Source organism: Rhodococcus sp. IEGM 1351, assembly GCF_030056875.1.
GTDB lineage: Bacteria > Actinomycetota > Actinomycetes > Mycobacteriales > Mycobacteriaceae > Rhodococcus_F > Rhodococcus_F opacus.
Genome location: NZ_JASHKU010000021.1, coordinates 80,137 through 97,793, shown reverse-complemented (window position 1 = coordinate 97,793; position 17,657 = coordinate 80,137). Strand labels below are relative to the sequence as shown.

The 17,657-nt window shown below is 67.0% G+C and carries 16 protein-coding genes and 1 pseudogene; 10 read left to right on the top strand and 7 right to left on the bottom strand.

Annotated features, from left to right (window positions below; all coding sequences use genetic code 11):
* Nucleotides 1-98 precede the first annotated feature (98 nt).
* From chcC2 to QM806_RS30245, 3 genes are read left to right on the top strand one after another with little or no spacing between them, the layout of a single operon-like run.
* Nucleotides 99-1,832, top strand: coding sequence for a 4-oxocyclohex-2-ene-1-carboxylate 5-dehydrogenase (gene chcC2, locus QM806_RS30255; protein ID WP_054246240.1), 1,734 nt, complete (start codon nt 99-101; stop codon nt 1,830-1,832).
* Between the two features lies 1 nt (nt 1,833).
* Complete coding sequence (locus QM806_RS30250) at nt 1,834-2,142, top strand: YciI family protein (protein ID WP_133985346.1); 309 nt, start codon at nt 1,834-1,836, stop codon at nt 2,140-2,142.
* On the top strand, nt 2,139-2,891 hold the full coding sequence (locus QM806_RS30245; protein WP_133985344.1) for an SDR family NAD(P)-dependent oxidoreductase: 753 nt from the start codon (nt 2,139-2,141) through the stop codon (nt 2,889-2,891). Before QM806_RS30250 ends, QM806_RS30245 begins: the two co-directional genes overlap by 4 nt.
* 67 nt (nt 2,892-2,958) lie before the next feature.
* Here QM806_RS30245 and QM806_RS30240 read toward each other — a convergent pair whose 3' ends face one another.
* Nucleotides 2,959-3,417: an Rv1443c family protein gene (locus QM806_RS30240; protein ID WP_283293835.1), complete on the bottom strand. Its 459-nt coding sequence runs from the start codon at nt 3,415-3,417 to the stop codon at nt 2,959-2,961.
* Nucleotides 3,418-3,822: 405 nt separating this feature from the next.
* Between QM806_RS30240 and QM806_RS30235 the strand changes: the two genes are divergently transcribed.
* The 3 genes from QM806_RS30235 to QM806_RS30225 are packed head-to-tail and all read left to right on the top strand — an operon-like array spanning nt 3,823 to nt 7,854.
* On the top strand, nt 3,823-5,055 hold the full coding sequence (locus tag QM806_RS30235; RefSeq protein ID WP_005563104.1) for an acyl-CoA dehydrogenase family protein: 1,233 nt from the start codon (nt 3,823-3,825) through the stop codon (nt 5,053-5,055).
* On the top strand, nt 5,052-6,467 hold the full coding sequence (locus tag QM806_RS30230) for an LLM class flavin-dependent oxidoreductase (protein WP_005563103.1): 1,416 nt from the start codon (nt 5,052-5,054) through the stop codon (nt 6,465-6,467). The genes QM806_RS30235 and QM806_RS30230 overlap by 4 nt, the downstream gene beginning before the upstream one ends.
* A gap of 28 nt (nt 6,468-6,495) precedes the next feature.
* Entirely contained in the window at nt 6,496-7,854 is a 1,359-nt protein-coding gene (locus tag QM806_RS30225) for a styrene monooxygenase/indole monooxygenase family protein (protein WP_283293833.1), read from the top strand.
* Nucleotides 7,855-7,924: 70 nt separating this feature from the next.
* On the opposite strand, the gene QM806_RS30220 is transcribed toward QM806_RS30225, so the two are convergent.
* Nucleotides 7,925-8,527, bottom strand: coding sequence for a CGNR zinc finger domain-containing protein (locus QM806_RS30220; RefSeq protein WP_283293831.1), 603 nt, complete (start codon nt 8,525-8,527; stop codon nt 7,925-7,927).
* A 69-nt stretch (nt 8,528-8,596) separates the two neighbouring features.
* On the opposite strand from QM806_RS30220, the gene QM806_RS30215 reads away from it, so the two are divergent.
* Nucleotides 8,597-9,451 (top strand): alpha/beta fold hydrolase, encoded by an 855-nt coding sequence (locus QM806_RS30215; protein WP_283293829.1) that lies wholly within the window; start codon nt 8,597-8,599, stop codon nt 9,449-9,451.
* Nucleotides 9,452-9,460: 9 nt separating this feature from the next.
* Here QM806_RS30215 and QM806_RS30210 read toward each other — a convergent pair whose 3' ends face one another.
* Entirely contained in the window at nt 9,461-10,072 is a 612-nt protein-coding gene (locus tag QM806_RS30210; RefSeq protein ID WP_005563098.1) for a LysR family transcriptional regulator substrate-binding protein, read from the bottom strand.
* 151 nt (nt 10,073-10,223) lie between these two features.
* Between QM806_RS30210 and QM806_RS30205 the strand changes: the two genes are divergently transcribed.
* The 3 genes from QM806_RS30205 to QM806_RS30195 all read left to right on the top strand — a co-directional run bounded on the left by QM806_RS30205 (nt 10,224) and on the right by QM806_RS30195 (nt 13,744).
* Nucleotides 10,224-11,750, top strand: a complete 1,527-nt coding sequence (locus tag QM806_RS30205; protein WP_005563096.1) for a class I adenylate-forming enzyme family protein — start codon at nt 10,224-10,226, stop codon at nt 11,748-11,750.
* Nucleotides 11,751-11,858: 108 nt separating this feature from the next.
* Nucleotides 11,859-12,470, top strand: a complete 612-nt coding sequence (locus QM806_RS30200; protein ID WP_248949798.1) for a TetR/AcrR family transcriptional regulator — start codon at nt 11,859-11,861, stop codon at nt 12,468-12,470.
* A gap of 431 nt (nt 12,471-12,901) precedes the next feature.
* Complete coding sequence (locus QM806_RS30195; protein ID WP_005250628.1) at nt 12,902-13,744, top strand: mycofactocin-coupled SDR family oxidoreductase; 843 nt, start codon at nt 12,902-12,904, stop codon at nt 13,742-13,744.
* Between the two features lie 355 nt (nt 13,745-14,099).
* On the opposite strand, the pseudogene QM806_RS30190 reads toward QM806_RS30195, so the two are convergent.
* The 4 genes and pseudogenes from QM806_RS30190 to QM806_RS30175 all read right to left on the bottom strand — a co-directional run.
* A pseudogene (locus tag QM806_RS30190) lies at nt 14,100-14,411 on the bottom strand (WhiB family transcriptional regulator); the annotation flags it as partial.
* Between the two features lie 122 nt (nt 14,412-14,533).
* Nucleotides 14,534-15,292: an SDR family NAD(P)-dependent oxidoreductase gene (locus QM806_RS30185; RefSeq protein WP_167115424.1), complete on the bottom strand. Its 759-nt coding sequence runs from the start codon at nt 15,290-15,292 to the stop codon at nt 14,534-14,536.
* Complete coding sequence (locus QM806_RS30180) at nt 15,289-16,854, bottom strand: acyl-CoA carboxylase subunit beta (RefSeq protein ID WP_064080349.1); 1,566 nt, start codon at nt 16,852-16,854, stop codon at nt 15,289-15,291. The genes QM806_RS30185 and QM806_RS30180 overlap by 4 nt, the downstream gene beginning before the upstream one ends.
* A gap of 53 nt (nt 16,855-16,907) precedes the next feature.
* Nucleotides 16,908-17,657, bottom strand: a complete 750-nt coding sequence (locus QM806_RS30175) for an SDR family NAD(P)-dependent oxidoreductase (RefSeq protein WP_064080348.1) — start codon at nt 17,655-17,657, stop codon at nt 16,908-16,910.

Sequence of the window (17,657 nt, the reverse complement as noted above, 5' to 3'; positions counted from 1 at the left end):
CACCGCCACCGATCACGCATCGCGATCCGAAAGTCACTGCACACCAGCGCTTTCGCCGATGCCTGATCGAGTGCCGACTCTCCAGGGAAGGTCCAAGCATGAGCTCGAAAACTGTTAAATGCGACCTGTTGGTCATCGGATCCGGGGCCGCAGGCATGGCCGCAGCACTCAAGGCGGCGAGCGAAGGGCACAGCGTCATCGTCGCAGAGAAGTCGCAGTGGCTCGGCGGCACCACCGCGATCTCGGGCGGCTGGGCATGGGTGCCGGGCAACAAGCAGGGCGTCGCGCAGGGTGACACCCGTCGGGAGATCGAAACCTACATCCGCGCACTCGCCAAGGACTGCTACAAGGCCGAGATGGTCGACACGTTCCTCGACGAGGTGCCCGAGGCCATCGACTGGCTCGAGCGTGACACCGACGTCGAATTCGTCTATCCGGAAATGGCTCCCGACTACCAGATGGACGCGCCGGGCGCGAAGCCGTCGGGACGCGCGATCTCGGGCAAGGTGGTCGACGCGCGCACCCTCGGTGAGAATCGGTTGCGGTTGCGCCCCTACCTCGACACCTACACCGTCTTCGGTTACATGCCCGAGGTCGGACCCGACATCGCCCAGTTCCTCCACGCCAATCAGTCGTGGAAATCGTTTGCCTACGTGTCGAAGAAGCTCCTCGAGACGTGGGTCGAGACGGTGCTCTGCCGCCGATCGTTCGACCGGACCAACGGCAATTCGCTGATGGTGCGGATGGTATCGTCCGCCGCGAAGCTCGGCATCCGGATGTGGACCGAGACGCCCGTGACGAAGATTCTGCAGTCGGAGAACGGCGTCGTCACCGGTGCGGTACTCGGGGGAGTGCACGCGGGAACCGTGGAGGCGCGACTCGGCGTCGTCATCGCGGCCGGCGGTTACTCCTCGGATCCGGCGCTGCGAGCCGAGTACTGGGGTCATGACCCGCACGGCGACAACCACTTCACTCCCACGGTCGGACACGACGGCGACAACGTGCGCCTGGCCGCGCCGCTCGGCGGGCACGTCGACACCGACGTCCACGAGCCCGCCGCGTGGGCTCCCGTGACGGTGTTCACAGGCTTGCGCGGGCAACAGCGGATCTTCCCGCACCTGCGGGCATTCGGGCTCCCCGGGCTGATCGCCGTGAACCGCAAGGGCGAACGTTTTGCCAACGAGTCGAGCTCCTACCACGACTTCGGCATGGCGATGATTCAGGAGAACGCCGGCCAGGACGAGACGTTCGGCTACATCATCGCCGACGCGAAAGCCATGAAGAAGTACGGCATCGGCTACGCGAAGCCCTGGCCGATCCCGCAGGGCTATTTCAAGAAGACCGGTTTCCTCCACAAGGCCGACACGGTCGAGGAACTCGCCCGCGAGATCGGTGTCGACATCGCCGGGCTGAAGAAAACCCTGACCGAGTTCAACACGGGAGCCGCGAAGGGAGAGGACCCGAAGTTCGATCGCGGATCCAACTGGTTCCACCACTTCAAGGGCGACATGGAACACCAGCCCAACCCGAACCTCGAGCCGCTCGACAAGGGACCGTACTACGCCGCGAAGATCGAGATGGGTGACCTCGGAGCCTATTCCGGCCTGGCCGTCGACCGGCACAGCCAGGTCCTCGACGACGACAACCAGCCGATCCCCGGCCTGTTCGCCGCCGGCTCCGCGGCCGTCAGCATCTTCGGTGGCGGCTACCCCGGTTACGGCGCCAACATCGGGCCCGCCCTCGTCTTCGGATACACGATCGGCAGGGACGCCGAGATCCTCGCGTCGCTGCGCACCGAATCCGTCGAGCCGACCGTCCTGGAAGAGGTCTGACGTGCCGTTCTTCCTCGTCCGCTACGTATACACCGGCGACACGGCCGGCCGGGACGAGCACCGTCCCGAACACAAGAGCCACCTGCAGGCTGCCGCCGATCGCGGGCTGATCCTCGGGTCCGGACCGTTCGCGGCAGGAGAAGACTCCGGCGCGGCGATGATCTACGAGGCCGCGGGCAAGCAGGTCGTCGTCGACGTCGTCGAGGGCGACCCGTTCCGCACGCACGGATTCGTCGCGTCATACGACATCACCGAGTGGATTCCGATGATCGGCCCGTGGGCCGTCGCAGCAGTGGGAGGTCGGTCATGACGGGTCGAGTGGCAGGGAAGGTCGCCGTCGTCACGGGGGCGAACGGTGATCTGGGTGGCGCGACCGCGCGGATGCTCGCACGAGAGGGGGCGTTTGTTGCGGCCCTCGACCTCAAAGTGCCGGATGCGCCGTGGGATTCGGCGACGATCACGTCGTTCGCGGTCGACGTCACCGACGAGGCCAGAGTCGCCGAGGCCGTTGCTGCAGTGGTGGATACCGTGGGTGTTCCCGACGTCCTGGTCAACTGCGCCGGCATCATCGGCAGGCCCGCGCCGTCGCACGAGGCGTCGGTCGCCGAGTTCGACCAGATCTTCGACGTCAACGTCAAGGGTGTCTGGTTGACCACCAAGTACGTCGTGCCCCACATGATCGGTCGGAAGAAGGGCAGCATCGTGAACTTCTCGTCGATCCACGGGTTGACGGGAGGCTCCAACGTCCCGCTGTACCACGCGTCGAAAGGTGCTGTGCGACTGCTCAGCAAGGCGGACGCCGTCACCTACGGGCCGCACGGAATTCGCGTCAACTCGATCCACCCCGGGTCCATGCGGACGGCGATGAGTCAGCGGTCGGCCGTGGGCAGCGCGATCGGCCCAGAGGAGTACTACCGCCAGCTCGTCTCGGGCAACCCCCTCCCGCGGCAGGGGGAACCCGACGAGATCGCGTACGGGGTGCTCTACCTCGCCTCGGACGAGTCCGGCTTCACCACCGGCACTGAACTCGTCGTCGACGGTGGGTACACGGCGCACTGATCTTTCGTGTCGCCCAATGTCGCATTGGTTCAGTCCGACTGCACCGGTGTGACATTGGGCGAGGCCGTCAGCCGAAGTGCCGCACCAGACGGTGATGCCGGTGCGCGAAGAACGCGCCCAGGACGCGGGCGAGCAGCGGCGTCAGCGGCACCAGCGGCAGCCTCGGCTCGAACGTGATCCGGTCGTGGACGCCGGTGCTCCCGTCGTCGAAGGGCCGCAGCGTCCGTTCGTGCTCCCACCGGCGCATGCTGAGCATTGTCGACTTCTCGTGGAACCGCCGACACGGTTCGAGTTCGGCGATGGTCAGATCGTCGTAGTCGAACGGGACGAGCCCGAACAGCCGCAGCCACGCTCGCCCGAGCGGTTCGCCGATCGGGACCGAGTCGATGGTGATCGACTCCCGGCCCCGCGGGATGCTCATCGTCATCCACGGACGCATTTCGTCGTTGATCCCCTCCGGGTCGACGACCCTCGCCCACACCTGCCCGATCGGTGCGCCGACGACGGAGCTGCGTTCGATGATCACCGTTCCATCTTCGTTCGATCACCTGAGGGCGCGCAACGGCTTCCTTTCCGTCTGCCGTCATCCGGACGACGCTAGGGGAACGAGGATTGTCAGCTGGGAAACTTCTTCGTTCAGCGCCGTGTTGTTCGCCTCCGGGAATGATCTGCGATCGCGTGGGTGGAGTCGACGAAAGAACATCGACACGTGATCACCGTTCGGCGCCTCGTGTGCCGATCGACGTCGGGTCGGGAAGCTAGCGTAGCTGCGGGCGAGCCGTGCCGCGGCGGGACGGCCTATGACCCCATCCTCGTCTACGTGTAGCGGCCCCAGGCGCGTTCGACTCTGTGCGATCGTAAGTAGTGCCCCCACGCGCTTGCTTCGCCCATGGTGGTGTCGACATCGTCGACGCACCGAGGAGCAGGGCACGTGAGCAGTTCAACGATCGAGGCCGTGACCGACCGCGAACTGGAAGATCGGTTCCATCCGATCTTCGACCGGATCGCCGAGGGCGCGCTGGGCCGGGAACGGGATCGCCGGCTGCCTTTCGACGAGGTGGGTCTGCTTCGCGACGCCCGGTTCGGTGCCCTGCGCGTCCCGGTCGAGTTCGGTGGGTTCGGCGCGTCGGTCCGACAGCTGTTCGGTCTGCTGATCGATCTGGCCGCCGCGGAATCCAATCTGCCCCAGGCGCTTCGGGTGCACTGGAGCTTCGTCGAGGACCAGCGTCTCGCCGCCCCGACGGTCAACCGCGAGCGGTGGCTGCGCGCGGCGGCGGAGGGGACACTGATCGGCAACGCCATCACCGAACCCGGGGTGGGAGCCGCCGACCGGTACCAGACGACGCTGCGCCGCGGCGACGACGGCACCTGGGTTCTGGACGGCGTGAAGTACTACAGCACGGGCAGTCTCTACGCCGATCACATCCTCGTCGCGGCCGACCGCGACGGCGAGCGGGTGTCGGTGCTGGTGGACGCCGACGCTCCGGGCGTAGCCCAGACCGACGACTGGGACGGTTTCGGACAGCGGCTCACTGCAAGCGGCACGACCACGTTCTCGGGTGTCGTGGTGCCCGAGGACCGGATCCTCGGGCCCGGATACGGCGCGCCCGGCCGCACCTATGCGACGTCCTACCTGCAACTCGTGCAATTGGCCGTCCTCGCCGGGATCGCCCGCCGTGCGGAAACGGACACGGCGGAATGGGTTCGTGCCCGTACCCGCACGTTCACCCACGCCGCCGCCGACCTGCCCCGGCACGACCCGCTCGTGCAGCAGGTGATCGGCAAGCTGTCCGCCGCCGCATACGGCGCCCGCGCGACCGTGCTCGCCGTCGCCGACGAACTCGACCGCCTGCTCGACGCCGGTGGTGAGGACCCTGAACTTCTGGACCGTGCCGAGGCCGCCGCGGCCCGCGCACAGTCCGTGGTGATCGGCCTCGTCCTCGACGCGACCGCGCAGGTGTTCGAGGTGGGGGGCGCGTCGATCACCTCGTCGGAGCTCGGCCTCGACCGGCACTGGCGCAACGCACGCACGATTTCGGCCCACAACCCTCTGATCTACAAGCAGCAGTCGGTGGGGGCGTACGTTCTGAACGGTGATCCGCTGCCGTACGCCTGGAGCGCCGGGCAGCGGCAGAGCGTGCGCGACGCGGACGCGCCGGCATGACCCGGCAGATCCGCTTCAACGCCTTCGACATGAATTGCGTCGCCCACCAGTCGCCGGGGCTGTGGCGGCACCCGGACGACCAGTCGCACCGCTACACCGACCTCGGCTACTGGACCGACCTCGCCCGGCTCCTCGAACGCGGGCTGTTCGACGGACTGTTCATCGCCGACGTGCTCGGCACCTACGACGTCTACGGCGGAACCGACGAGGCCGCGCTGCGGCAGGGCGCCCAGATCCCGGTCGCGGACCCGTTGCTGCTCGTCTCGGCCATGGCAGCGGTCACCGAACACCTCGGGTTCGGCATCACCACGGGGACGGGATTCGAGCACCCGTATCCGTTCGCGCGCCGACTCTCCACCCTCGACCACCTCACCGGGGGACGGATCGGGTGGAACGTCGTGACGGGGTACCTGCCGTCCGCGGCCCGGAACTTCGGTGACGCCGACCAACTCGACCACGACACCCGGTACGACCACGCCGACGAGTACCTCGAGGTGCTCTACAAGCTGTGGGAAGGTTCGTGGGAGGACGACGCCGTCGTCCGCGACACCGAGCGCGGCGTGTACGTCGATCCGGAGAAGGTGCACCACATCGGCCACCGCGGAACGCATTTCACGGTCCCGGGCATCCACCTGTCGGAACCGTCGCCGCAGCGGTCGCCGGTGATCTACCAGGCGGGGGCGTCGCCGCGCGGTGTCCGGTTCGCCGCCGAGAACGCCGAGGCGATCTTCGTGGGGCCGCCGTCGAAGCGGGTGCTGAAGGACACCGTCGCACGGATCCGCCAGGCCCTCGTCGACGCCGGCCGCGACCCCTATTCGGCGCGGATCTACGCGCTGTCCACCGTCATCACGGGCAGCACCGACGAGGCCGCGGCCGCGAAGCAGGAGGAGTACCGGCGATACGCGGACCTCGAGGGCGCACTGGTCTTCACGTCCGGCTGGATGGGGATCGACCTGTCGCGGTACGACCTCGACGACCCGATCGGAAACGTCGAGAGCAACGCCATCCAGTCGGCCGTCGCCGCATTCCAGGAGGCCGCGGACGACGGTCGCGAGTGGACGGTGCGCGATATCGCGGAGTGGGCGAGCATCGGCGGTCTCGGGCCGCGGTTCGTCGGCTCCGGCGAGACCGTCGCAACGCAGTTGCAGGAGTGGGTGGCCGACACCGACGTCGACGGGTTCAACCTGGCGTACGCGATCACGCCGGGATCGTTCGAGGACGTCGTCACCCACGTCGTGCCGGCGCTGCAGGCCCGGGGTGCCTACCCGACGGGCTACACCGACGGGACCCTGCGCCACAAGCTGTTCGACAAGGGCGACCGGCTTCCCGCCGACCACCGGGGCGCGCGGTACCGCCTCGGCGGCGACCTCTCGACGCGGACCGACCGCTACCGCGCGTACACGAACACCTGAACGACCACCACAACCACCGGGAGGACCCATGAGTACACCCCGCACCGCCGCCGTCGTCGGAGCCGGATTGGCCGGCACCACTGCCGCGCTCGGTCTCGTCGACGCCGGTTTCACCGTCACCCTCTACAGTGACCGCGACCGGGACGCCTTGCGCAACGACGTCCCGGCCACCGGCACCGCCGTCTACTTCGGCAAGTCCCGTGAGGCCGACGCCCGCATCATCGAGGACCTCTACGCCGACGGTCCGCACTCGACCGGGATGAGCACCCGCCTGCACACGGGGGATGGTGACACCCGCGCCGACGTCCTCGAATTCGACCCCGACTTCCGGTACGTCGCGCAGGGTGTCGACGTGCGACTGCGGGCCGATGACCGACTCGGCCGATTCCTCGACCGCGGCGGCCGCTTCGAGGTCCGGGCCGTCAACCTCGACGACCTCGACGCGATCGCCGCCGACCACGAACTGACGCTCGTGGCGACCGGAAAGGGCGGGCTGTCCACGCTGTTCCCGGTGGACACCGAACGGACTGTGTACAGCGAACCGCAGCGCCGACTGCTGCTGGTGACGTTGCAGGGCCTGGGACACGGCGCGGACACCTTCGGCTACCGGTCCGCGGCGGGCGGCGCGCACAATCTCTTCAACCTGCACACCGATTTCGGTGAGGCCTGGCTCGGCCCGTACCTGCACAAGGACGCCGGCGCTACATGGAGTTTCCTGGGCTTCGCGAAACCGGGCAGCCCGTGGGAGGAGCGGTTCGCCGCGGTCACCGACGTGCACTCCGCGCGGCAGACCGTCGTCGACTTCTACCGCGACTACTTCCCGCACGACGCCCCCGAGATCGAGCAGTTGCAGGTGATCGAGTCCGACCCGCACTCGTGGCTGAGTGGGGCGGTCACCCCGACGGTGCGGCGCGCGGTCGGGACGACCAGGAGCGGCCACGTGGTCGCGGCGATCGGCGACACCGCGATCGCGTTCGATCCCCTCGCCGGACAGGGAGCCCAGAACACCGCCGTACAGGTGGCCGCGCTCGTCGAGGCGGCACGCGGGCACGACGGCGAGTTCACCGCCGACTGGTTGTCCGAGCAGTTCGAGAAGCACTGGAACACACGGGGCCACGCGGCCGCCGAGGTCACCCGGCTGTTCCTCGGCGACCCGAAGTACGCGGTCCACGCCGAATTGCTGTTCCCGGCGGCGACCGTGAGCGAACCCGTTGCCGCGGCCCTGTTCGGGTTCCTCTCCGAACCCGACACGCTGATCGGTATCGACACCCGGGAGGACGTTCTCGCGTTCATCGCCGCCGCGGCCGGGGAACCTGCCGAGGACGTGCTGGCACGGTTCGCGCCGAGCGCTGGGTTCACCGCGTCTCCCGCGGCGGCCCGAGCCTAGGCAACCCCTCGCTGTTCCCACACGATGACCACCCGGCACCGGTGGTGGTGGTCGTATCGACATCGACTCCTCACCCGGCGTCTGTGGGGCCCGTTCCGGCGCGATCCTGCTGTTCGCGACGGCGTCGGGCGCGAAAGTTCGCCACGTTGACACGGTTTCCGCACACCTGGGGCATGCAGAACCGGCGCCGGCCCGCCCGGCTGGTGTCGACGAAAATTCCGTTGCACGAAGGGGATTCGCACGACCGGAACCGGTTCGGTCCCAGCGAAGCCACGGTTCCGAGCAGGCCCGTTCCGATGACGACGGCCAGGTCGTCGGCGAGGGTCGACTCGGGTGCGGTCTCGAGGTGCCACGTCCACGTGCCGTCGTGGCGCCCGAGGAAGGGGACGGTGCGGGCCACGCACAGGAGTTGGTTGGCCCCGTCGACGATCGCCTCTTCGTTCGGCGCGGCCACGATGTCGCGCACGCGTGTCCGCAACGCACGAACCTCGTCCAGATCGGCAACGGTCGCCGGCCGGTCGCCGGGGACGATGCCGTGCTCGGTGAGGAAAGCATGCAGCGACTCGCCGTCGGTGAGGGCGTCACCGGTCGCGACGAGCACCTCCGGGGCGGTGAGGACGAGCGCCGTCGCCACCGATGCCCCGAAGGTGTAATCGGTGAAAGTCAGTTGCATCACTTACATCCTCCGTCTAGCGTAATGGTTACCAAGTCAGTTTAACCATTACGTCTCGGGAGGATGATCATGACTCGACAGCAGATCTCCAACACGGCCGACACCGACCGGTGGCGCCTGCCCGACCGGCTGACGGTGGACGGCGCCACCGTCGCGGCCGGAGTCTTCGGCGACGGCCCGCCCGTCGTTCTCGTGCACGGCACGCCCTCGTCGTCGTATCTGTGGCGCGCGGTGATTCCCCGCCTCGCCGAGCAGAACACGGTGTACGTCTGGGACCTTCCGGGCTACGGTGACTCGCCACCGGTTCCCGGCGAGCCGGTGGCGATCCGCACGCACGCGCGCGTGCTGGCCCGGCTGGTCGAGGATTGGGGACTCGAGCGGCCTGTGCTGGTCGGTCACGACATCGGTGCGGCGACAGTACTCCGGGCACACCTCGTCGAGGGAGTCCCGGTTCGGCGCATCGCCCTGCTCGACGCGGCGGTGCTCTCACCGTGGGTGACGCCGGTGGCGCAGCACATGCAACGCCACCTCGACGTGTACCGCACGATGCCGACGCACATCTTCCAGCGGATCACCGAGGCCCACCTCGACACCGCGACCCGTCGTCGGCTGCCGGCGTCCGTCGCGGAGGCCTACCTCGGTCCTTTCGCGGGCGCGAGCGGGCAGCAGCGTTACCTCGACCAGGTCCAATATTTCGACGAACGCGACACCGCCGACGTCGTCGAGAAACTCGGCACCGTGAAGGTGCCGGTGCAGATCGTGTGGGGTGCGGACGACGAATGGCTGGACCGGTCGTTCGCCGACGATCTCGCGCGCCGCATCCCCGGGGCGCGAGCGACGCTCGTGCCCGGTGCCGGGCACTTCCTCACCGAGGACGAGCCCGCCCTCGTGGCGCAGGCTCTCGCCGACTTCCTCGCGCAGTGAACGCCGGTGTCACGGTCGGTCGGGCGTGTGCAGTGGGTCGGCGATCGTGATCTCCGCCGTCGGCGTCAGGACGTTTCGGTGGTAGTCGGAGATCGAATCGACGAGTGCCGACACTGCGGGCGCGGCGAAGTGTTCGGGATCCCAGCCCGCATAGAGGGTGACGGCGAGGATGCCTTCGGGGATCTGAATCGGCACGCGGATGAGGTTGAAGAGGGGTTGATCGGTCAGTACAGCAACCCCCTGGCCCGATGCGGCGAGTGCTCTGGCCACAGATGTCACTGACACAACCCGGGGGTCGACGTAGGCGAGGCCTTGGCCGGCGGTGGCGGTGTCGAATGCGAGTCGGGCAGCGTTGTTGCGGTGCATCAGGATGAGCGATTCTCGAACGAGGTCGGCTAAGGCGACTTGGGTCTGTCCGGCCAGGGGATGTTCCGGTGATGCCAGCGCGCACACCGGGGCGCGGCCGATGACTCGGGTCTCCATCGACCCGGGTGGAGGGAACGTCGAGATGCCGATGTCGGCATCTCCGCGCTGGACCACGTCGTACACGGTGCGGGTGTCCCGCTCGATGATGTCGTTCAGTCCTGACCTCAGGTATCGACGTCGCGGTACGCGAGCCATTAGCTGTCTTGCCCCAGAGGGCGGTCATTCGGCATTCGCTGCAAGTCGGCGGGAATTCCAGAACCGTAGGACTAGCGAACGTACGTACGCCTAACGTAGTGTTGAAGACCACAGCAACACTTGTACGGCTCTTGTACGGCTAAGGAGAACGATGTTTACTCTCGTCGACGCTATTCGTCGCAACGAGCGGCTGGTGCCCCAACGCGAAGCGATCTTCGACGGTACGCGCCGGCTCACCCATGGAGAACTCGCAGACCGGGCGTGGCGGATTGCCGCCGGCCTTCGGGCGCAGGGTGTCAAACCCGGTGACACCGTCGGCGTGCTGGCGGGCAACACCGCCTTCGGCATCGAAACCTTCCTGGGAATCGTCGCCGCCGGCGCCGCCTTTGTCCCATACAACTGGCGATGGGCAACCGAGGAGCTGGCCCACGGCATCAACGAGACCGGCGCCCGTGTCGTACTCGTCGGCGATGGCTTCGACGCCGCCATCGCGGAGGTCCTGGCCGGTGATGACCTCGAAGCGCCGGTCGCCGTGGTGCACGAGGGGGACGAATTCGATCACCTGCTGCGATCGGAACCGATCAAGGATGTGCCGGTTCAAGCATCGGATGCTGCCTGCATCCTGTTCACCGGCGGCACCACCGGCTTCTCCAAGGGGGTCGTGCTCTCGCACTCGGCGATCCTGACCAACGCAGTCAACGAAATCGCCGACTGCCGGATCGGTGGCCGCCCGAACGATCGCGGCCTGGTCGTCACCCCGCTCTTCCACTCCGCCGCACTGCTGTGCTGGTTCCTGCCCCATTACGTCACGGGGAACAGCTCGGTCCTCGTCCACAAATTCGTGGAAGAGGAGATCGCGGACCTCGTCGCCCGCGAGTCGATCACCAACATGTTCCTCGTGCCCAACATGATCCGGCGCATGCTCAAGTCGGGCACGTTCGACACCGATGGGTTCCGCAACAATTTCAAGGCTCTCCACACCGGTGCCGGGTTGCTGCGCATGCCGGACAAGCTGGCAGTGTCGGCACTGATCCCGGACGTCGACCTGTTCTTCCGCTACGGCCTCACCGAAGCCGGGCCGATGGTCACCCGTTTGCTCCCGCAGGACATGCTCCGGCCGGAGATCGACGGCTCGATCGGCACCGAATACCTCCTCACCGAGGTCGAGTTGCGTGATCTCTACGACGGTGCCCCGACCGCGGTGGGAGAGATCGGAGAGATCTGCGTCCGCGGCCCCAATCTGATGACCGGATACTTCGGTCGACCGGAGGCCACCAAGGAGGTGCTCGACAACGGGTGGCTGCGTACCGGTGACCTGGCGGTTCGCGACGAAAATGGCTACCTGTACTTCCGCGACCGGGCCAAGGACATGATCAAGACAGGTGGCGAGAACGTGTACAGCTCGGAGATCGAGCAGTTGCTCCACACGCACCCGGCTGTCATGGAAGCCGCCGTCCTCGGCGTGCCGAGTGAGGAGTGGGACGAGGAAGTGCGAGCGGTGATCGCCGTTCGGCCGGGTCAGACCGTCACGGAGACGGAGATCGCCACGTTCCTGCGCAAGCACTTGGCTGGATACAAGGTCCCGAAGATGATCGCGCTCGTGGGCCCGAACGCCCTGCCGATGAATCCCAGCGGCAAGATTGTCAAAACCAACATCCGGGCGACGATGGGCTGGTGACAACCGTGCCGACAATCAGCGAGAATACGATCGACTAACGTACGATTGTTCCTGAGACCGCTTGCCGGCCCCTTCGGGGACCGTCCAATTTACCTCGGAGGGGGCACAGTGACGCGAGCAACCCGGGTGACGCGCGGCGGCGCGCGCACCAACGTCGCTATACGGGAGGCCGCGGCCAGCCTGTTCTACGAGCACGGCTACGAGGCCACGTCGCTGCGCACCGTTGCGAGCGAGGTCGGCATCCAGGTCGGCAGCCTCTACAACCACATCAGCGGCAAAGAAGAATTGCTGACCGACATCATGGTGTCGGTCATGGACGAACTCCTCGAAGCCGTGAACAAAGCGCTCGTCAGCGTCGATGGGAGTGCGCTGGACCGGTTCAAGGCGGCGGTCGACTGCCACATCCGCTATCACGCGGAGCATGCGCGGGAGACGTTCATCGGCAATACCGAGCTCCGGGCACTGAGCGACGGAGACTTGGAGTTGGTCCTCGCCAAGCGTGCCGAGTACGAGCGCCTGCTGCAGAAACTCATCAAGGATGTGGCCAAGGAAACCGGCGCGGACATCCTCGATGCCAAATTGCAGACGTACTCGATACTGGCTCAGGGTGCGCACGTCTCGTCCTGGTACAAGCCTGGCGGCCCGAAGTCGCTCGACAAGGTCGTCAACACCTACATCAAGATGGCGCTGCGCCAGCTCGGCGTCGAGAACGCCGCCTGACCCGACCGTATATCCGTTCAGCCCGCGCCCGGGGCGCCAGCCCGGGGTGCGGGCTGACAACTTTGGTGACACACCCAACGAATGCCCCGGAGCGGTGGGTGGCGAGGATATCGCTGGATGCACGGCAGCGCGGTGCGTGGTTGCGGGCGTCCCCGATCGATGGCTACGGCCGCGCACGCACGTGGGATCGCTGCGCTGTTCGTCCCGTTGTCTCGGTAATGTTTTCGCGGAGAATGCTTCCCGGACTCTGTTGATCTTTTTGTGGTGCCCGTCTGCCGCAATGGTGCATGCAGCGGGCCCTCGTCTCACCCGGCACGCATGGTTGACATTTGCTGTCGCTCACATCACACTCTAATTAAACAAACGCACGTACGTTTGTTGGTTGCTCCGCCGACATCGGCAGGGTCGTACATCGAGAGATTGGAAACTCAATGAGCCGCTTGGAGGGCAAGGTCGCCCTGATTACCGGGGCCGCACGCGGCCAGGGCCGTTCACACGCACTGGGGCTGGCCAAAGAGGGCGCTGACATCATCGCCATCGACATCGCCGACCAGATCGGCAGTGTGCCGTACCCGATGGCGTCGCTCGACGACCTGAAGGAAACGGCGCGACTGGTCGAGGAGCTGGGCCGCCGCGTCGTCATCGCGCAGGCCGACGTGCGCAACCTGAAGCAGATGGAGGCTGCGGTCGCCGACGGCCTCGCCGAGTTCGGCCGTATCGACATCGTCTGCGCCAACGCAGGCATCATCTCGGCCAACAAGGTCCTGGACCTGACCGAAGAGCAGTGGAACGACATGATCGACACCAACCTGACCGGTGTCTTCCACACCGTCAAGGCCGCGGTGCCGAACATGGTCGAGCGGGGCGAAGGTGGCTCGGTCATCTTTACCGGATCGACGTCGAGCTTGAATGGTTACCCGAACGTCGGCCACTACGTCACCGCCAAGCACGGCATCGTCGGACTGATGCACACCCTCGCGAACGAGCTGGGCCCCAAGGGGATCCGTGTCAATGCGGTCCATCCGACGAACGTCAACACCAAGCTCTTGCAGAACGAAACCTTCTACGGACTCTTCCGTCCGGACCTCGCGCACCCGACGCTCGAGGACTCCCGCGACGCGTTCGCCACGATGCACTCGCTCCCGAACATCCCGTGGGTCGAACCCATCGACATCACCAACGCTGTGCTCTTCCTGGCCTCGGACGAGTCGCGGTACATCACCGGAATCAACCTGCCCATCGACGCCGGCGCAAGTCAGAAGGTCGGCGGCTAGAAGCCGTCGGATTCCGTGGCCGATCCAAGTCTGGCCGCGGGACCATCCCCACTGCCCCTTCACCCGAGACGTTTCCGTCGCGGGTGAAGGGGCAGTGGTTTTGCGCTGCGTGTCTTCTCGCCTCTGCTCAGTGAGGGTGCCTCATACGTGCCCGATGGCCGGTGCAGGTGATTCGTCGGACTGTGTCGGGATCACGCACGTCCTCGACGTACACGGCGGGCGACCGCGCGTCCTCCCTGCTGGCCGACCTCTGTTCGAGAGACGTTCCTGCGGACTCGCCGGATTCGATGACTCTCGGTGCGTCGTAGTGGGTGGCCGTGACCGTTCTACCTCGTGACGTGCTCGGGTCCGGCGCGGTTCGAGGGTCCGGTGGCGCGACGCACTCCCCGGGCCGGGACGCGAGGCGGGTACGTCTGGTCTGGCGGGCGCGCTCGTTTTCGGACATGCCACCCCAGATGCCGTAAGCCTCGGTGGCGGTGAGGGCGTGGGTGCGGCATTCGGCGAGCACGGGGCAGTCCTGGCAGATCGGTTTGGCGGCGTGCTCACGCTGGGCGCGGACGTTGCCGCGTTCACCGTCGGGGGAGAAGAACCTCTCGGTGTCGGTGCCGAGACAGGAGGCGCGGTGCTGCCAGTCCCGGTCGATGTGGTGGTTCGAATGATCAGGCACTGCGGGGTAGGTCGCTTTCGGAGTCGAAGGTTGACTTGACCGACGGAAGGCACCCGGATCCCGGGCCCTCGTCGTGAGGGCCCGGGATCCGGGTGCTGAAAGTGAATGGCGAGGACGCGGCGTCAGAGCGCCATTCCACCATCCACCGGAAGAACGACGCCGGTCGTCCAGTCGTCCTCGAGCGCGAACCGTGCGATCCACCGGGCGGTGTCGACGGGATCGCCGACCCGGCGCAGTGGAATAGCCTCAGCCCGCTCGCGGAGTAGCGTCGACTCTTGCTCCGCACTCATCCCGGCGGTCCGGTAGATCTCGGTCGGCGTCGGTCCGGGAGCGACGGAATTGACCCGAACCCCCTCAGGCCCCAACTCGAGGGCCCAGCACCGGGTCAGGTGCGCGACCGCCGCTTTGGAAGCCGCGTAGTGAGCGTTACTGGCGGTCGGTTTGAGGGCAACCGAGCTGGCCACGTTCACGATGGACCCCCGGCTGCTCTTGAGCGCCGGGAGCAACGCCTGCGTGACCACCGTCGTCCCGAGTACGTTCACCTCGAACAGTGCACGCACCGACGCGGCACTGACGTCGGCCAGCGGACCGACCAAAAACGCGCCTGCGCAGTTGATCACGAAGTCAATGCGGCCCCAGTGCTTCAACGCCGCCGACGCTGCGGATGCGACCACCGCCGCATCGGTGACATCGACGGTACGGGCAGCGACCTCCTCACGCCCGGCAAGATCTGCCAGCGCCTCGTCGCTGCGATCCCACGCGTCGACGCGGGCGCCGTGGTCGACCAGCACTTCGAGGCAGGCCCGGCCGATCCCGGTGCCCGCACCGGTGACGACACCGGTGAGACGTTCCCGCCGCGGAGCGAGCACCGGCGCGCTCATACCGGGGTGACGCCATTTCGGCGGGCGGGCGCGGTGCGGTCCCGCTTCCGGTAGAGCGCCAGACGCTGGGTGAGCTCGTTGCGCAGCTCGTTCGCGGGCACGACCGCTTCGACGGCGTTCTCGTTGGCGATCTTGAACACGTCGATCCCGGCGGCGTACTCGGCCTGCTTCTCGGCGATGAACGCGGCCCGCTCCTCCGGATCCTCGATGGCCTGGATGCGGTTGTAGTGGATGCCGTTCACGGCGGCGTCCGGGCCCATCAGGGCGGGCTTGGCCGTCGGCAGCGCGATCAGGGCGTCCGGCTGCATCGGGGCACCGGACATCGCGAGGTACCCGCCGCCGTATGCCTTGCGCAGCAGCACCGTAATGCGGGGCACGCGGGCCTCGGAGACGGCGAAGATCATCTTCGCGCCGTGCCGGATGATGCCCTGGCGTTCGACCTCGGAGCCGATCATGTAGCCGGCGATGTCGACCAGGAACAGGATCGGAATGTTGTAGGCGTTGCAGATCCAGATGAACCGGGCGGCCTTGTCGGAAGAGTCGGGGAAGATCACCCCGCCCTTCACGGTGGGCTGGTTGGCGACGATGCCGACGCTTTGGCCGTTCAGGCGCGCGAATCCGGTGACCAGTTCCGGGGCGAACAAATCCTTGTACGGGAAGAAGCTGGCGTCGTCGACGAGGGAGTCGATCAGCTCGTGGATGTCGAAGATCTCGGATTCGACCTCGGGGACGATCTCCTTGATGGTCCGGGCACCGGACGGGTCGGCCGGAGCGGTGATCGGGGGCTCCTGCTGCCAGTTCGACGGCAGGAACGACAGCCACACACGCACGGCGGCAATGGCTTCCGCGTCGTCCTCGACGAGGACGTCGGACAGGCCCGAGACGGTCGAGTGCATCTCCGCCCCACCCATCTCTTCGAGGGTGACGTCCTCGCCGGTCACCATCTGAGCCAGGCGGGGGGAGCCGAGGTAGGCGGTGGCGTGACCGCGGACCATGATCGTCAGATCGCACAGCGCGGGCACGTAGGCCGAGCCGGCGGGGGAGGGCCCGAAGAGGGCGCAGACCTGGGGGACGCGGCCGGAGATCTGGACCTGGTTGTAGAAGATGTTGCCCCAGGCACGGCGGCCGACGAAGCTTTCGAACTGTTCGTCGATGCGGGCGCCCGCGGAGTCGAACAGGTACACGATCGGGGTGCCGGTGGAGTCGGCGAGTTCCTGGGCGCGGACGATCTTCTCGAAGGTGCGCTTGCCCCAGGTGCCGGCCTTGACGGTGTAGTCGTTGGCGATGACGACGACATCGCGGCCGTCGACCTTGCCGACCGCGGTGACGACGGCGTCGCCGGGCAGCCCTTCGTCGTAGCGGGCGAGCAGGCCGTCCTCGAAGGACCAGCTGTTGTCGAACAGGAGTTCCAACCGGTCGCGCACGAGCATCTTGCCGGCATCGATCTGCTTCTGGCGTTGCTTCTCCGAGCCACCGAGCCGAGCCTTGGCCAGCCGCGTCTCGAGCTCTTCATGCGGGCCTACCGGGGCCGCTGTGGTCTTCTCGTCGAGAGTGTCAGTCATGATCTTTCCAAACTGTTTCGGAGGTAGTGGATTACGAATCGTCGGTGGGGGCGCTACTTGTAGCTGAACAGCAGTGAGGCGCCACCGTCGATCACGGTGGTGGTGCCGTTGACCCCGCGTGAGGTGCGGCCCGCGAGGAAACCGATGACTGCGGCGACGTCGTCGGGGTCGAGGATGCGCCCGGTCGGTGTCTTGGCCGCCATCCGCTCTGCTGCGGGGCGGTCGAGCATGGGGGTGACCATTGCGCCGGGGGCGACGGCGTTCACGGTGACCGCCGTGCCCCAGAAGTCGAACATCAGGGAGCTGGTCAGGTTGATCAGTGCGGCCTTGGAGGCGGCGTAGGCGGGGTACTCGTAGCCGCGGGTGCCGGCGAAGGACGCGCAGTTGATCACTCGCCCGTACTCGGCGGCCTTCAGATCGTCCGCGAAGGCCTGGGTGAGCAGGAACGGGGCGGTGACGTTGACGTCCATGACCTGCCGCCAGGAGTCGGCGGTGGTGTCGGCGAGATGGGTGCGGCGCAGGATGCCGGCGATGTTGACCAGATGGGATACCTGGCCGAGGTCGACGTGCACCGCGTCGACCAACGAGCCGGCCGCCGATTCGGAGGTGATGTCCACGCCGTACGCGGCGCTGGTGACCCCGTTGTTGCCCAGTTCGGTGGCGGTGCGCTTGGCAGCGACTTCGTCGATGTCGACGCAGGCCACCGCCAGGCCGAGTTCGCCGAGCACCGTGGCGGTGACGGCTCCGAGTCCGCCTCCGGCGCCGGTGACGACCGCGACCGGCGGCCCTGCGGGTGTGGTCAT

Bases quoted from the DNA above. Each gene is read 5' to 3' on its own strand.
- chcC2 (WP_054246240.1), top strand. From the start codon at position 99: ATGAGCTCGAAAACTGTTAAATGCGACCTGTTGGTCATCGGATCCGGG.
- QM806_RS30245 (WP_133985344.1), top strand. From the start codon at position 2,139: ATGACGGGTCGAGTGGCAGGGAAGGTCGCCGTCGTCACGGGGGCGAAC.
- QM806_RS30230 (WP_005563103.1), top strand. From the start codon at position 5,052: ATGACCCGGCAGATCCGCTTCAACGCCTTCGACATGAATTGCGTCGCC.
- QM806_RS30225 (WP_283293833.1), top strand. From the start codon at position 6,496: ATGAGTACACCCCGCACCGCCGCCGTCGTCGGAGCCGGATTGGCCGGC.
- QM806_RS30220 (WP_283293831.1), bottom strand. From the start codon at position 8,527: ATGCAACTGACTTTCACCGATTACACCTTCGGGGCATCGGTGGCGACG.
- QM806_RS30215 (WP_283293829.1), top strand. From the start codon at position 8,597: ATGACTCGACAGCAGATCTCCAACACGGCCGACACCGACCGGTGGCGC.
- QM806_RS30210 (WP_005563098.1), bottom strand. From the start codon at position 10,072: ATGGCTCGCGTACCGCGACGTCGATACCTGAGGTCAGGACTGAACGAC.
- QM806_RS30205 (WP_005563096.1), top strand. From the start codon at position 10,224: ATGTTTACTCTCGTCGACGCTATTCGTCGCAACGAGCGGCTGGTGCCC.
- QM806_RS30195 (WP_005250628.1), top strand. From the start codon at position 12,902: ATGAGCCGCTTGGAGGGCAAGGTCGCCCTGATTACCGGGGCCGCACGC.
- QM806_RS30185 (WP_167115424.1), bottom strand. From the start codon at position 15,292: ATGAGCGCGCCGGTGCTCGCTCCGCGGCGGGAACGTCTCACCGGTGTC.
- QM806_RS30180 (WP_064080349.1), bottom strand. From the start codon at position 16,854: ATGACTGACACTCTCGACGAGAAGACCACAGCGGCCCCGGTAGGCCCG.
- QM806_RS30175 (WP_064080348.1), bottom strand. From the start codon at position 17,657: ATGACCACACCCGCAGGGCCGCCGGTCGCGGTCGTCACCGGCGCCGGA.